The sequence below is a fragment of the Paenisporosarcina sp. FSL H8-0542 genome (assembly GCF_038632915.1).
In the GTDB taxonomy this organism is placed as follows: domain Bacteria; phylum Bacillota; class Bacilli; order Bacillales_A; family Planococcaceae; genus Paenisporosarcina.
Genome location: NZ_CP152050.1, coordinates 3,208,445 through 3,222,850 on the forward strand (window position 1 = coordinate 3,208,445; position 14,406 = coordinate 3,222,850).

General features: G+C 39.5%; 15 protein-coding genes. 4 read left to right on the plus strand and 11 right to left on the minus strand.

Translation table 11 applies throughout. From position 1 onward, the window contains the following. Window positions 1–146: 146 nt before the first annotated feature. From MHH33_RS16155 to pxpB, 6 genes are all read right to left on the minus strand, one after another. Window positions 147–323 carry a hypothetical protein gene (locus tag MHH33_RS16155; protein ID WP_016428547.1) on the minus strand — a complete coding sequence of 59 codons (177 nt, stop codon included), beginning with the start codon at window positions 321–323 and terminating at the stop codon, window positions 147–149. A gap of 139 nt (window positions 324–462) precedes the next feature. Next, window positions 463–1,236, minus strand: coding sequence for a putative hydro-lyase (locus MHH33_RS16160; protein WP_342542341.1), 774 nt, complete (start codon window positions 1,234–1,236; stop codon window positions 463–465). Between the two features lie 144 nt (window positions 1,237–1,380). Continuing rightward, window positions 1,381–2,586, minus strand: a complete 1,206-nt coding sequence (locus MHH33_RS16165; RefSeq protein ID WP_342542342.1) for an NRAMP family divalent metal transporter — start codon at window positions 2,584–2,586, stop codon at window positions 1,381–1,383. Window positions 2,587–2,604: 18 nt separating this feature from the next. Then, window positions 2,605–3,375 (minus strand): 5-oxoprolinase subunit PxpA, encoded by a 771-nt coding sequence (locus MHH33_RS16170; protein WP_016428550.1) that lies wholly within the window; start codon window positions 3,373–3,375, stop codon window positions 2,605–2,607. A 2-nt stretch (window positions 3,376–3,377) separates the two neighbouring features. After that, a complete protein-coding gene (locus MHH33_RS16175) occupies window positions 3,378–4,388 on the minus strand; it encodes a biotin-dependent carboxyltransferase family protein (RefSeq protein WP_016428551.1) in 1,011 nt (336 codons plus the stop codon). Beyond that, complete coding sequence (gene pxpB / locus MHH33_RS16180) at window positions 4,375–5,073, minus strand: 5-oxoprolinase subunit PxpB (RefSeq protein ID WP_016428552.1); 699 nt, start codon at window positions 5,071–5,073, stop codon at window positions 4,375–4,377. Before pxpB ends, MHH33_RS16175 begins: the two co-directional genes overlap by 14 nt. A gap of 215 nt (window positions 5,074–5,288) precedes the next feature. Between pxpB and MHH33_RS16185 the strand changes: the two genes are divergently transcribed. Beyond that, window positions 5,289–5,474, plus strand: a complete 186-nt coding sequence (locus MHH33_RS16185) for a hypothetical protein (RefSeq protein WP_016428553.1) — start codon at window positions 5,289–5,291, stop codon at window positions 5,472–5,474. Window positions 5,475–5,565: 91 nt separating this feature from the next. On the opposite strand, the gene MHH33_RS16190 is transcribed toward MHH33_RS16185, so the two are convergent. The 4 genes from MHH33_RS16190 to MHH33_RS16205 all read right to left on the minus strand — a co-directional run bounded on the left by MHH33_RS16190 (window position 5,566) and on the right by MHH33_RS16205 (window position 8,979). Beyond that, window positions 5,566–5,709, minus strand: coding sequence for a YfhE family protein (locus MHH33_RS16190; RefSeq protein ID WP_196930516.1), 144 nt, complete (start codon window positions 5,707–5,709; stop codon window positions 5,566–5,568). 379 nt (window positions 5,710–6,088) lie between these two features. Then, complete coding sequence (locus MHH33_RS16195; protein ID WP_016428555.1) at window positions 6,089–7,207, minus strand: FAD-binding oxidoreductase; 1,119 nt, start codon at window positions 7,205–7,207, stop codon at window positions 6,089–6,091. 243 nt (window positions 7,208–7,450) lie between these two features. Further along, on the minus strand, window positions 7,451–7,636 hold the full coding sequence (locus tag MHH33_RS16200) for an aspartyl-phosphate phosphatase Spo0E family protein (protein ID WP_342542343.1): 186 nt from the start codon (window positions 7,634–7,636) through the stop codon (window positions 7,451–7,453). A gap of 332 nt (window positions 7,637–7,968) precedes the next feature. Next, window positions 7,969–8,979: an LLM class flavin-dependent oxidoreductase gene (locus MHH33_RS16205; RefSeq protein ID WP_147640343.1), complete on the minus strand. Its 1,011-nt coding sequence runs from the start codon at window positions 8,977–8,979 to the stop codon at window positions 7,969–7,971. 380 nt (window positions 8,980–9,359) lie between these two features. On the opposite strand from MHH33_RS16205, the gene MHH33_RS16210 reads away from it, so the two are divergent. The 3 genes from MHH33_RS16210 to MHH33_RS16220 all read left to right on the plus strand — a co-directional run bounded on the left by MHH33_RS16210 (window position 9,360) and on the right by MHH33_RS16220 (window position 12,266). Beyond that, on the plus strand, window positions 9,360–10,334 hold the full coding sequence (locus tag MHH33_RS16210) for a proline dehydrogenase family protein (RefSeq protein ID WP_016428558.1): 975 nt from the start codon (window positions 9,360–9,362) through the stop codon (window positions 10,332–10,334). 185 nt (window positions 10,335–10,519) lie between these two features. Beyond that, window positions 10,520–11,443, plus strand: coding sequence for an S-layer homology domain-containing protein (locus MHH33_RS16215; protein ID WP_342542344.1), 924 nt, complete (start codon window positions 10,520–10,522; stop codon window positions 11,441–11,443). Between the two features lie 193 nt (window positions 11,444–11,636). Next, a complete protein-coding gene (locus MHH33_RS16220; RefSeq protein ID WP_342542345.1) occupies window positions 11,637–12,266 on the plus strand; it encodes a YfbR-like 5'-deoxynucleotidase in 630 nt (209 codons plus the stop codon). 254 nt (window positions 12,267–12,520) lie between these two features. On the opposite strand, the gene asnB is transcribed toward MHH33_RS16220, so the two are convergent. Further along, window positions 12,521–14,383 carry an asparagine synthase (glutamine-hydrolyzing) gene (gene asnB, locus MHH33_RS16225; protein WP_342542346.1) on the minus strand — a complete coding sequence of 621 codons (1,863 nt, stop codon included), beginning with the start codon at window positions 14,381–14,383 and terminating at the stop codon, window positions 12,521–12,523. Between the last annotated feature and the right edge of the window lie 23 nt (window positions 14,384–14,406).

The following is a 14,406-nucleotide window of genomic DNA, read 5'->3' on the forward strand; positions in this document are numbered from 1 at the left end:
AAGAGTAGTATGACAAACGTCATGTTTACAAAGAAATATATGCGATTGTCATTAACTGTACACATACACTTTTTAAATATCCCATTATATAGAAAAATCCAAACCAGGTAATTTCCTGATTTGGATTCTTGTTGCCAATATGCTGATTATGAAAGTTCCTGATATTTTGCTTGAAATTTTCCTTCTACTACATCAGTATGGTACATCGCTTTAAGGGCGAAATCTTTTTCAAGCTCATGTTCTTTCATGATTTGCTTTAAGCGTATCTTCAGTTCCTCATTTTCTTTTACGAGTTGCTTCATTTTCGATTTTACGAATTTCAATTAAAGGTCCTCCTTTTCCGTTTGTTTTGGTCACGTCCAATTAACCTTGTATTGCTTATACTAGCACAAAAAAGTACCTCTCAGTCATAAACCGAGAGATACTTCAGTAATTGTGGATGTTCAAAGTTAGCAGTTAGAATCAAATCACGCTCATATGTTCACTTTTTAAATCTGTGATGAACATATGACCAGGTGCGTGAGTGATCATCAATGGAGGCTTCATATGCATAGCAATTGCTTGGGGTGTCACACCACATGCCCAAAAGACGGGTACTTCTCCGTCTTTAATCGTCACTGCATCGCCAAAATCCGGATGTTGAATGTCCTTTATACCGATTGATTCTGGATTTCCGATATGTATCGGTGCACCGTGAACCGATGGAAAACGACTGGTGACTTGAACTGCCCGAATGACATCCGCTTCTTTCATTGGACGCATGCTGACGACTGTCGGTCCCGCAAATTTGCCTGCAGGCGACGTTTCAATTGATGTTTTATACATAGGCACATTAACGCCTTCTTCATTGTGTCTCATAGGAATGCCATTTTTAATTAGCGCATCTTCGAATGTGAAGCTGCAGCCAATCAGGAAACCGACCATTTCGTCAGTCCAATACTCTTTAATATCTGTAGGCTCATCCACGACTTCTCCATTACGATAGACGCGGTATCTAGGTAAATCTGTACGTAAATCAGCTTTGGGTGCAGACATTTTCGGAATATACGAACCTGCGTCTGTGACGTCAATTAGCGGACAAGATTTGGGATTTCTTTGACAGAACAATAGAAAATCAAAAGCCAAATCTTCCGGTAAAATAACCAGATTTGCTTGAATGTACTCTTCACACAACCCAGAAGTTGGTGAAGAAATCTCACCACTGCGCATCTTTCCTCTTATTTCAGATGGTTGCATCAAGTTAAACCCCCTTTCTTTTAAGGCATTATAAGAAGGATGATAAATATCGAAATAGCGCATTTGCGGCATGCATCACATCAAAGAGAGTGTTGGCTCATGCGGAACATGCCGCTAATGGAAATGTACGATTAACAGCGATTTCTATTTAAACAATTGAGGAATTCCTTCAATTAAGGTGTAAACACCCATAATCGACATCGCGATAACAATAATGATTCCAAAAATAGTCATCCACAATGGATGTTTGTAGTCACCTACAATTTTCGTTTTATACGCCGCAATAAGCATAACGCCTAACGCAATCGGTAAAATCAAACCATTTACAGATCCAACTAGTACAAGAATACTGACCGGACGACCGACGAATACAAAGACGATGGTTGAAATCGCAATAAACGCGATAATGATTTTTTGATGATGCTTTTCTAACCACGGATGGAATGTACGGATGAATGAAACGGATGTATAGGCCGCACCTACTACGGAAGTAACTGCTGCTGCCCACATTACTATCCCGAAAATTTTATAACCAAAGTTACCAGCTGCCAATTGGAAAACAGATGCAGGTGGATTAGAAGGATCAAGTTTTAACCCCTGTGACACAACACCAAGTACGGCAAGGAACAAGGCAATTCGCATAATAGCAGTAACTACAATTGCAAATACTGCACTACGGTTCACTTCAGGAAGCGAGTCTACACCTTTGACACCTGCATCAATCAATCGGTGACCTCCGGCAAAGGTGATATAACCCCCTACCGTTCCCCCTACTAATGTTACAATCGCCAAAATATCAATCTTGTCTGGAACAAAAGTTTTCACAACAGCTTCTCCTACTGGAGGCGATGCAGTAAACATGACATATACAGTTAATGCAATCATGATGAAACCTAATATTTGCGCGAATTTATCCATCGCTTTGCCCGCTTCTTTAACAACAAAAATACCGATGGCAAGAATTCCGCTGAGAATGGCTCCCGTCTGTGCAGAGATTCCGAATAAAACATTTACTCCAAGACCAGCACCTGCAATATTTCCGATATTGAATGCAAGACCACCCATAACAATTAAAATTGCAAGAAAGTAACCAAGGCCCGGCAATATATCGTTTGCAATATCCTGTGCCCGTTTTTCAGAGACGGCAATGATTCGCCAAATGTTCAACTGAGCGCCGATATCGATAATAATGGAAATCAGAATCACGAATCCGAAACTTGCAAGAAGGGATTCGGTAAAGACAGTCGTTTGAGTTAAAAATCCTGGACCTATCGCAGAAGTCGCCATCAGGAAGGCTGCACCTAGCAATAAACTCCTGTTTGTGTTTTTCAATTTGTTCTCAGTTTTCATGTGGATCCCCCTTATGATTTATTTGAACTCTGAAATTTTTTGAATATCAATTCCAGATGAATTCAAGTCTTGAGAAATACGTTGTGCAAAATCGAGTGCATGCAGCCCATCTCCATGAATACACACAGTGTCGGCTTGAATCAAAACTTCTTTTCCGCTGATACTTGTGACCTTGCCTTCTTTAACCATTCGAACGACTTGGTGAATGGCTGTTTCCGTATCCGTAATCAGTGCATTAGCTTCTTTTCGGTTCGTCAATGTTCCATCTGCTTGATAAGTACGATCGGAGAAGACTTCATTCGCAGTGCGTAAACCAATCTTCTCACCTGCTTTGACGATTTCACTACCGGATAAACCAAAGAGAACCAACTCAGGGTTCACCGCATAAACCGCTTCGGCAATTGCTTCAGATAACGACGCATCGGTAGCCGCCATGTTGAATAACGCACCATGTGGCTTGACGTGTTGCATCACGCCACCCTCCGCTTTTACAAAGCCAAACAATGCCCCAATTTGATAGACCACGATTTCATAAGCTTCCTGAGGTGTAACTGAAAAATTTCTTCTACCAAAGCCAGTCAAATCTTGAAATCCAGGATGCGCACCAATGCCTACGCCTTTTTCGAGTGCGAGTTTGACCGTTTTGCGCATCGTGGAAGGATCGCCTGCATGAAATCCACACGCGATATTTGCAGATGTCACAAAATCCAGTATCTCTTCATCGTTTCCCATTTTGTAGGCACCAAAGCTCTCACCCATATCACAATTTAAATCGACTTGATACTTCATTTTCATGTACCCTCCTTAAATTTAAGTGAAATGGATTGCGTTAATTGATCGATCAATTTTCTCTGCTCAATCATTGATTTTTGTGATTCTTCCAAAGATATTTTTTCAAAACGAATGGTTTCCCCAGGCTTCAGCTGGCTCACTTTCGGCAAATCAATAAATGCAACTTGTCCTATTTTTGGATAGCCACCAGTCGTTTGTCGGTCTGCCATCAAAATGATGGGTTGTCCATCGGGGGGCACTTGGATGGAACCAAATGACACTGCCTCTGAAAGCAATTCTTTCGGTACTTCTAATCTAAGTTCAGTTCCTTTCAATCGATAACCCATCCGATCAGAATCTGAAGTGATTTGGAAAACTTGATTAAGGAAATCATCTTTACTTTTTTTAGAGAATAAATGTGCTTGTCTTCCTTCTATGACACGCACCGTCTCATCCTTTTGATAGCTGGGAATTGCTTCGGACTTTAATGTCCATTCCACTTGCATAAATGACCTATCGTTTATTTCTTTAGAGAGCTTGTTGATAAAACCTTTAACTTGTTGTGGGGCGTCATTAACCGGAATAACATCTCCTCTTTGCAAGGCTCTTCCGTTAAACCCTCCGATACTCGCTCGTATATAGGTAGACTGACTCCCCATCACTTTAGGTACAGCAACACCTCCAGCAACCGCCATATACGTTCGGCAACCTGTTACAGGCTTTCCAAAAATCAGCTTGCAACCTTTTCTGGCAAAAATCGGGCGCCACATTTTTATGGGTACACCATCAATGACGGGTGATAGATTCGCGCCAGTTAATGCAAATAAACAGTCTTCAAGAAATGTTATATGTGGGCCCATTAATGTAATTTCGATCGTTGCTTTCGTCTCTTCATTGCCGACCAATATGTTCGCCAGACGATGTGCATAAGAATCCATAACGCCACTAACAATAACGCCATATTTTTGAAAACCATTCCTGCCAAGATCTTGAACAGTCGTTTGCAAACCTTCCTTATCAATCATCAGCATGAGTTGTCCCCTCCCATTCTGCATACTCCGATTCTGTTATTGGCTTGAAGACTATGAGATCTCCCGCTTGGAGCAAGCTTGGAACGTCTTCATGCGGAAGGAATAAATCCATCGGCGTCCGACCGATCAATTGCCAGCCACCAGGCGTCTCAATCGGATAAACACCAGTCTGCATTCCAGCAATTCCGACAGACCGTTCAGGGATACGGAGCCTAGGAGTCGAGCGACGAGGAGCAGCAATTTTTTCGGACATGCCTCCAATAAACGGGAACCCTGGGGCAAATCCAATCATATTCACTTCATATGTACCCGAAGAATGAATGGCAATCACTTCTTCAACTTTTAATTGATTATGTGACGCAACAAACTCGAGATCCGGTCCGTGCTCGCCTCCATAGCAAACGGGAATCTCAATGGTCCGTTGGTCTACTTTTTCCGAATCATTGTTATTGTGCAGTATCTTGGTTAGACAATCCTTCATATCTTCAAATTGATTGTCGGCAGACACTCTATAAAAAACAGTGACGGTCGTAAATGCAGGAATTACTTCTACAACTGAGTCAATAGAAGCTTGTTCGATTCTACGGGTGATTGACCGTACCAGGTTGGTTGCTTCTTTTGTAATTTCTTGTCCAACTTCTAAGACAATTGCTTCTTCTCCAAGTGGTGAATAGGTGATTTCCATCTTTACACTTCCAAACATTTTCTGAAATATACGATAATTATAAAGAAGAATATATGGGGATACAACCGTAAATTAATAAATATGCACATATTGTATTGAAAATACAAATATTTCAAGTTCTGTCGGAATTACAAGATTCGTATGTTTGAACATACACATTTGGGGAAATATTCAACTACAACACTTTTACTAAAATAAATCAGGAGGGTTTGATAATGAAAAGAAATACGATGGCATTGGCAGCACTTGGACTTGGAGCGGCTTTCCTAATGCGCAACAAAGATTCTCGAGAAAAACTTAAAGGGCAAGTCAACGAATTCACGAAAAATGGTAATGGTAAAGGCATGCTTGATCAAGTCATGAATGCCTTTGATAAGAAAAAAACAACGACAACGATATAAGAATTTTTAAAAAGGCACTTTACAAAATTAGTGTATAAAAAGAGGCCATTCCAACGTTGAAATTTCAACTAGGATTGGCCTCTTTTTCTATTCAGTTTAATTTATTTTTAGTTTTCTCATCTTTCTTCTTGATGCCTTTAACGCCTTCTAATCCACTTGCTTTGTCTGCTTTGTTGAACTCTTCGTTGTACAACACTTCCTGCGCAGCGGACAAACCATTATTTTCTTCAGACATTTGCTGATGTGGAGGTTTTCTTTCACTCATTTTCGAATTCTCCTCTCTTACTTATTGAAAACCTTAGTTTGTCCTTAGTGAACTTTCTTTATTCCTCCTATTTTTTTATCAAAGGCAAGTACCCGAAAACTCGGGAAAGCATTTTGTGCAACCTGGAAGGCATTTTGTGCAACCTGGAAGGCATTTCTGTCTACCTGGAGTTCCTTTCTGTCTACCTGGAACTAAAACACAGTCTCACCCTGTTGATTGATTGCGTCTCCTTAGCACGTGCTGCTTGGGGCGAACATCATATCGAAATTATTGAAGATAATTAAGAATTAGAAACACCCCCGTAGAAAAAAGTTCTACGGGGGTGTTCGTTTTTTTGTAACTCATACGGTTAGTCTATAATTGCACCTGACACATCGTACAAAGCCAAATCGATATCGACTTGTTCATCAAGCGCGAGCTTCGACAGTTGTGCACCTAGAAATGGTCCGATAGTTAATCCCGATGCCCCAAGCCCGTTGGCGAGAAGAAGTCCTTCCCAACCCGGAACCTTCCCGATGATCGGCAGAAAATTAGGTGTAAATGGACGGAAACCGACACGGGTTTCAACAAATGTACTATCTGCTAATCCAGGTGCCACGGACAACGCTTTGTGAAAGACTTCATGTAAACCGCCTGCAGTGACGCGTAAATCAAACTCTTCATGGTCTTCATGGGTGGCGCCTATTACCATTTGGCCGTTATCAAAAGCGAGAATATATTGATCATTTGGAGGCATTACAACGGGCCAATCATCCGTTTTCATATTTTCCATTTGAAGATGGACGATTTGTGCTTTTTGGGAGGAGAGCTGAAATTCAATACCCATTGGTTTTAATAATTGATCCGCCCACGCTCCGGCAGTAATGATTATCTTTTCAGCACTGTAACGTTCATTGCCGACACGAACTCCAGTGATAGCTGGATCATCAAATTCAATTTCAGCAGAGCCCTGAATGAATGTTGCTCCATGCTTTTTTGCCGAATTGATTAAGGCTTGTCGGAGCGCCCTTCCGTTGACTCGAGCAGCTCCACTAACATAAACCGCTCCAAATTCTTCAGCTAACGGAGGAAATAGAGAACCCGTTTCATTCGGCGTCAGTTGAAGAACTTCTCCAATTTCCGTTGCATCCTCTCTTCTTGTAACCGCGCGTTCTTCCATTTTGATGAGTTTGCTTTGATCTGTATGCAGACTGAGGGCTCCCACGCGTTTGTATCCCGTATCTGTTTCACCATCTTCTTCAAGTTGGGCTATCAGTCCCTCATAATAGGCCGCCCCACTTTTAGCGAGAGAGTACCATGCTTTATTACGTCTTTGTGAAATCCACGGACATATAATACCTGCTGCGGCGTCCGTTGCTTGTCCTTTATCAAAGCGATCCACGACGGTAACTGTTGCACCCGTTTTAGCTAGGTGATAAGCAGTTGAAGCCCCTAAAATTCCAGCACCGATAATGATATATTTTTTCATGAAAGCACCTTTTCCCAATTGAATTTCTACAATCATTTTACACGTTTGAACACAGAGTCTCAAAACGACTGTATCTATCTGAACAAATGTGCACTATCAAAGTATCTTAACAAGCTAAAAAACCCCTGCCGTGAGATACAGGCATTTGCGCGCCTTCCTCTTCGACAAGGGAATTTTATCGTATGACAATATTATATTGTTTCAACAGTTGAGTGTATCTAGATGAAATAGAGTATTGTGGCTTCACCCTACTTCTTGATATGGAAACATCCCTTGATATTGATTCAAGAGTTGATCCAGTTCTTGACTACAAGTCACCACCAATGAATGTGTGTAGCCTAATTGCTTAGCCTTTTTGTACATGTCTTTCTTTTTACGGTTAATTTGTTTCAATAAAAGATGTTGCTTATACACTGTCTTTGTTCTCATCTGTTTACATCCTCCAACTGGTTTAGCTTTTATTCATGAAATCACTTATTTACCAACTTAAAATTTTCACGTAAAAGTAAATTTATGTATTAATTATTTAACCAATTATTTACTGAGATAAACTTCCTTTTAAAACTTTAATCGATTAAATTATATTTTTTTTTCGAAATGACCAAATTTCTTTATTTTCTAGCAGTAATTAATTGGCGGCAGTTTTACACCTGCGGCTTTGTTTGGAGCGGAGTTGATTGATCATTTGACGGGATCGGGCACCTTTCAAATGAATTTAACAAAAAAAACAGGCCAATATCTCCCGGCCTGTTTCCTGTTTCTTATTGAAGTTCATCCATCGCTTCTTTCAGTATCTCATAAGAACGTTTTCGTGCTTCCCGATCGTAAATGTACGTCACAGCCATCAATTCGTCCACTTGGAATGTGTCCTGGAATCTTTTCAGTTGTTTCTGAATTGCATTCTTGTCACCTTTAAAGGAATATGTAGACATACTGCGGACGGCGCTTTCTTCAAATGAATTCCATAAACCGTCCATTGATTCTACCGGAGGCTTCAAGAATTCCTCTGTGCGTCTCACCACGTTTAAATAGAACCGATTAGTTGAAGTGGAAAGTTTAGTGGCTTCTTCAATCGTATCCGCCGCTACGACATTTACACAAACCATCACGTATGGCTCGCTTAAATACTCAGACGGCGTAAATTGATTGCGGTATATCTGAAGTGCTTGCTCGAGTTGAGCCGGTGCAAAATGGGCTGCAAATACATATGGCAATCCAAGTCTTGCAGCCAGCGAAGCACTTGATGTACTAGAACCGAGAATGTAGATTGGCACTTTGGCATCTACACCTGGAAATGCACGAACTTCCCCTTGCTGCTCAATGGAACTGAAATATTGTTGCAGTTCCACTACATCTTGAGGAAACGCGAAAGCAGTTTCCTGTGTTGTTCTACGAAGTGCATGCGCGGTACGCATATCTGTTCCAGGTGCTCGACCGAGACCCAAGTCTACTCGTTTCGGATATATGGCTTCTAATGTTCCGAATTGCTCTGCTACAACCAATGGTGCATGATTCGGCAACATAATTCCACCTGACCCTACTCGAATGGATTGAGTATTTTCCAACACATGTCCTATAAGAACTGACGTAGCTGAACTAATTACTGCAGGCATATTGTGATGTTCAGTTAACCAATAACGTTGATAACCAAGTTTTTCTGTATGTTGAGCTAAATTGACCAAATCGCCAATTGCTTCTTTATGTGTTTGTCCTTCAAGTACAGCAACCAAATCCAATACGGAAACTGGAATAGATTTTTCATTTAAAGTCATCATCAAAATCCTTTCGCAAAACTAATATCTTGAGTTGATAATATATCGATGAGATTTATACATCAAGCTATCTGCCTACGAGAAACTTCCTCCCTTAAACAACTCATGAGAAAGTGACTTTAAGATGTGTATGATCAGCATTTTCTATAAATAAAAATCAGTTATTTCTGATATCGTTCTGTTCTGATGTTTTTCAGATAGTATTAAAGAGTAGGTTTACGATTAAAAGGAAAGAATTTCCGTACAATCTCAATACGTTTAGTGTACATGTTCGTGAAAAAAGATTTATAATAAAACGATATCATTATACACATGATAGGATTAGTGATTTTACGGATGCAAGACAACATATAATGAATTTTTTTTAGGAGGCAAAAATCATGTTAAAAGATGTATTTATGGCTTTATCAAAAAACCAATTGCTGACGAGTGCGGCTAAAAAATATGGTTTGAAATTAGGCGCACAAACTGTTGTCGCTGGAACAAATGTTGAAGATACAATCAAAAGTATTCGTGAGTTAAACGCGTTGGGCATCAGTGCAACCGTTGATAACTTGGGCGAATTCGTTTTCGAAAGATCGGAAGCTTTGAAAGCTAAAGAAAGCATTTTGGAAGTAATCGAAGCAATTCAAGCAAATGGTGTGGACGCTCACATTTCTTTGAAACCAACTCAACTTGGTCTCGATATCGATTATGATTTCTGTTATGACAACTTACATGAAATCGTTGCTGCAGCGAGCAAGTATGACATGCACATCAACCTTGACATGGAAGATTATGGTCACCTTCAACCTTCATTTGATCTAATCGATACTCTTTCTGAACAGTACAGCAATGTCGGCACAGTAATTCAAGCTTACTTCTACCGTGCACAAGACGATATCGAAAAATATAAAGATATGCGTTTACGTATTGTAAAAGGCGCTTACAAAGAATCTGCTGAACACGCTTACCAAACAAAACAAGAAATTGATGCCAACTACATCAAACTGATTGAGTATCATTTACTGAATGGTAAATTCTCTTCAATCGCGACACATGACCACAATGTTATCAATCATGTGAAGAAGTTTGTAAAAGACAATCAAATTTCAAACGACAAATTTGAATTCCAAATGTTGTATGGTTTCCGCAAAGACATGCAAGTGGATTTAGCGAAACAAGGATACAACTTCTGCACATACGTACCATTCGGAGATGATTGGTATGGTTACTTCATGAGAAGATTAGCTGAACGTCCGCAAAACTTGAACTTGGTTGTCAAACAAGTATTCAATAAACGCACAAATACTGCTATCGGAGTCTTTGCTGGCGCTTTCGCATTGAGCCGTATTGTTTCAAAAAAGAAGAAGTAAAATAAGTGTACTGCCCTTTTTTAAGGGCAGTTTTTTTATGCCAATTCATCATTTTTTACCCATTGTACGGAGTCTTTAGACTCAAATGAAAAATCCCTCAATTTACCTGTATTTATGCAAAACTATCCATGGTAAATTAAGATGTATTTGAAAATAGTTTTATCCATTAATAGGAGGAAAGATCAATGTTTACTAGTCTTAAAAAATTTATTGCTGCTAGCTTAGTAGCTGTCCTGGCAGTATCTGCCATCGTTCCATCTGCTTCTGCAGCGGAACACCAATTTACGGATGTTAATTCAAGTTATGATGAAGCTGTCAGCTTCTTTTATGAATATGAATTAATCAAAGGAACAACTCCTACCACTTTCGGAACAGATTTAAATATCAAACGTGGAGATGCTGCTGTCATTTTGGCAAACACGCTTGGTCTTGATGTCGATAATGCACCATCTGCAGGATTCAAAGATTTAAACCCACGTGTCCAAGGTGCAGTAAATGCTTTGGCTGAAGAAGGAATTATCTCGGGAGTATCTAAAGATAAATTCGGTCCAGATCAACTGTTGAGCCGAGGCGCAATGGCGAAGTTATTGACTATTTCATTCGGACTTGAAGATTATGCAGAAACAACACCATTCACGGATGCTGTTGGGGTATTTACACCTTATATTGAAGCTTTATATGGCTCAGGAATCACAAATGGTAAAACAGCAACTTCATTTGGTACGAATGACAACATCAAACGTGGTGAATTTGCCAACCTTCTATACAATACAATTATGTTCTCTTTCTATATGCCTTTTGCAGAATCAGCTAAAATTCTGACTTCGACAACGATTGAAATCAAAATGGAAGAAGCTGCACCTAAAGAATATTCAGTTACAGAACTTGCAGAAATGTTCTTCATTGAAGCGTATTTCAAAGATGGTTCAGTAAAAGAACTTCAGTTTGTTGGAACTTCATTATCTGATGATCGTACAACTTTAGTAGTGGAACTTTCTGCAGACAGCTCATTGGCTGGCAAAAAAGGGAAAATCGAAATTGACGGATTGAATGAAATTGATTTTGATTACACAACACCTGTTGCACCACCAGTTGAAGAAACAAAATAATAAACATAACTCATCCTCAGATATTAATGAGGATGAGTTTTTTTGTGTTATTTGTCACGACCAGATGGATTTTTACACATTGTATAAGAATAAGCGTTTAATCTGTTGGAATGGTGGAAACCACTTATGAAAGACTTTTGTACATACAGATTACACGTTGACAGGAAACTCACCTTAAAGGAGAAGAAATACAATGGGAATTCATCGATTTTTTACGAGCATGAACGATTTAGAACGTATCATACGCTGTCCAGGAAAATTTAAATTTGAAGAGCATAATGTTGCCGCACATAGTTGGAAAGTGTCCCAATACGCCATGTTTTTTGCTACGATTGAAGAAAATAAAGGAGAAGTCATCGATTGGAAAGCGCTGTACGAGAAAACGATTAACCACGATTTCGCGGAAGTTTTCATTGGAGACATTAAAACACCAGTCAAACACGCCTCGCCTGAGCTGAAGCAAATGATTGCCCATGTGGAAGATAAAATGATGGAAAAATTCATATTGGAAGAAATCCCCGAAGAATTTCAACCCGTTTTCTTTCATCGTATGAAAGAGGGAAAAGATGCTACCATCGAAGGACGGATTCTTGAATTTGCCGATAAACTCGATCAGTTTTATGAGTCCTTTGCCGAATTGAAGCGAGGCAATACCGACCCAGAATTTATCCTCATGTATCAGGAAGCATTGACGAAATTAATAAAATTGCCGTTACCGGCAAGTGTTGCTTATTTCCGTGATATTATGCTCGAAGACGTGAAACGGGAAGATACGGCACTCGATGTTAAAGCATTTACTCTTAAAGTACTACAGACCCCATGACAAATTTAGCCTGTTTCATGAACATACTGGAAACGTAACTATATATTGATGTCTAGCCAACTCTGATAACCATGTTAGACTTAAAAGGTAGACGGAAGAGGATGCGCATCGTCTTTCGTCCTACAAATATTTCATATTATGTTTCAACACATAACCTACCTGTTTTGTGTTATGTGGTCTGTGGAAAAAACGTCCGGAGTGGTTGCCGGACGTTTTTTTATGTATTTTTTTACTAAGTCTTTTCAATATCCGCCTTAACGATTAAATTCATAAATATTCTCTACATAAACTTGATGCCAAACCATAAAGATAAGAATCGTCCAAAGCTTCCGGCTATTGTCTTTTTTATTGTTCACGTGATCCGCTAGTAAATTAAACACTTCCTGTTTATTGAAAATAGTTTCTGTTTGGCTGATATGTATTAAGTCCATTGCCCATTCATATAACTCATCTTTTAACCAATGACGAATGGGAACAGGGAAACCGAGCTTTTTCCGTTCCACCACATGTTCAGGCACGAGTCCTTCTGCTGCTTTTCTCAAGATGTATTTGGTTGAATGGTTTTTTATTTTCAGGTAGGTATGTAGCTTCGATGCTACTTCGAAAACGTGTTTATCTAGAAATGGAACACGCAATTCAAGTGAATGGGCCATTGTCATCTTATCTGCTTTGACTAATATATCGCCCTTTAGCCATGTGTGGATATCTATATTTTGCATTTTCGTGACCGAATCATAACTCATTGATTGTTGATAAATTGGCTTTGTGATGGTTGTATAATCCAAATTCGATTTATAGGTTCGAAGCAATTTCCTTTTCTCATTTTCTTCAAACATCTTGGCATTTCCAATATATCGTTCTTCCAACGGTGTAGTCCCGCGTTCAATGAAGCTTTTCCCTTTAAATCCTTCAGGAAATATACGACTGAGGACTTTCAATATTTCTTTAAACCGTGGAGAAATATGATTAAACATCCTTAGAGAATGCGGTTCTCGATAAATATTATAGCCACCGAATAACTCATCTGCCCCTTCTCCTGACAATACAACTTTTACATGCCTTGCCGCTTCCCTTGCCACGAAGTATAGCGGAACTAATGCCGGATCGGCCAAGGGGTCATCTAAATGCCAAACGATTTTAGGAAGTTCTTCAAGAAATTCCTGTGATGAAATCATATAGCTGATATTTTCTAATTGGAGGACATTTGCTGTTTCTTGTGCGACATTTACCTCACTGTAACCACTTTTTTCAAAACCGACCGTAAACGTTTTCAGCCGTGGATTCACTTCCTTTGCCAATGAGACAATAAAGGACGAATCAATCCCTCCTGAAAGAAATGCCCCCACCGGTACATCACTGCGCATATGAACATGAACTGAATCGGTTAATACTTCGCGGATCTCATGGATTAGTTGATTTTCTGAAGAATGAACTTGCTGGAATTTCGGGGTCCAGAAAGAATGAATTTCCATTGGTTGCTCCGGTTTCTTAGTGAAATAATGACCAGCCGGCAACTTTTTAATCAATCTCGTCATGGTGTTGGGTTCAGGTACATATTGGAAGCTCAGATAATGATGAAGTGAATCGTCATCCAGTTCATCGGATTCGACATAAAGGATTGCTTTCTTCTCAGAAGAAAAATACGTCATTTCCTCATTTTCTAAGTAAAAGAAGGGCTTAATGCCGAAATGATCCCGAGCTCCGAATAAGTGTTGTTCCTCTTTGTCCCAAATGACAAATGCAAACATCCCTCTTAATTTGTGCACCATTTTTTCTTTAAGCTCACTATATAAGGTAAGAAGGACTTCCGTATCCGATTCACTAGAAAATTCATGACCTTTGGCTATTTGTTCTTCCCGTAGTTCAACGTGGTTATAAATTTCTCCATTAAAGATAATCCAGTAACATTCATCCTCATAAGAGAACGGTTGATGACCACCTTCGATATCTAGTATACTCAGCCTTCTAAATCCAAAGCTTACATATTCATCAACAAAACACCCTTTGTCGTCAGGCCCTCTATGGGCAAGTAATGAAATAATTTCATTCATTTCCTGCGTTCTTAGGTCACTTGTTTCTTGAGGTTGATTATACAAAAACCCTACAAATCCACACATAATAATCTCCTGCCTACGTATAT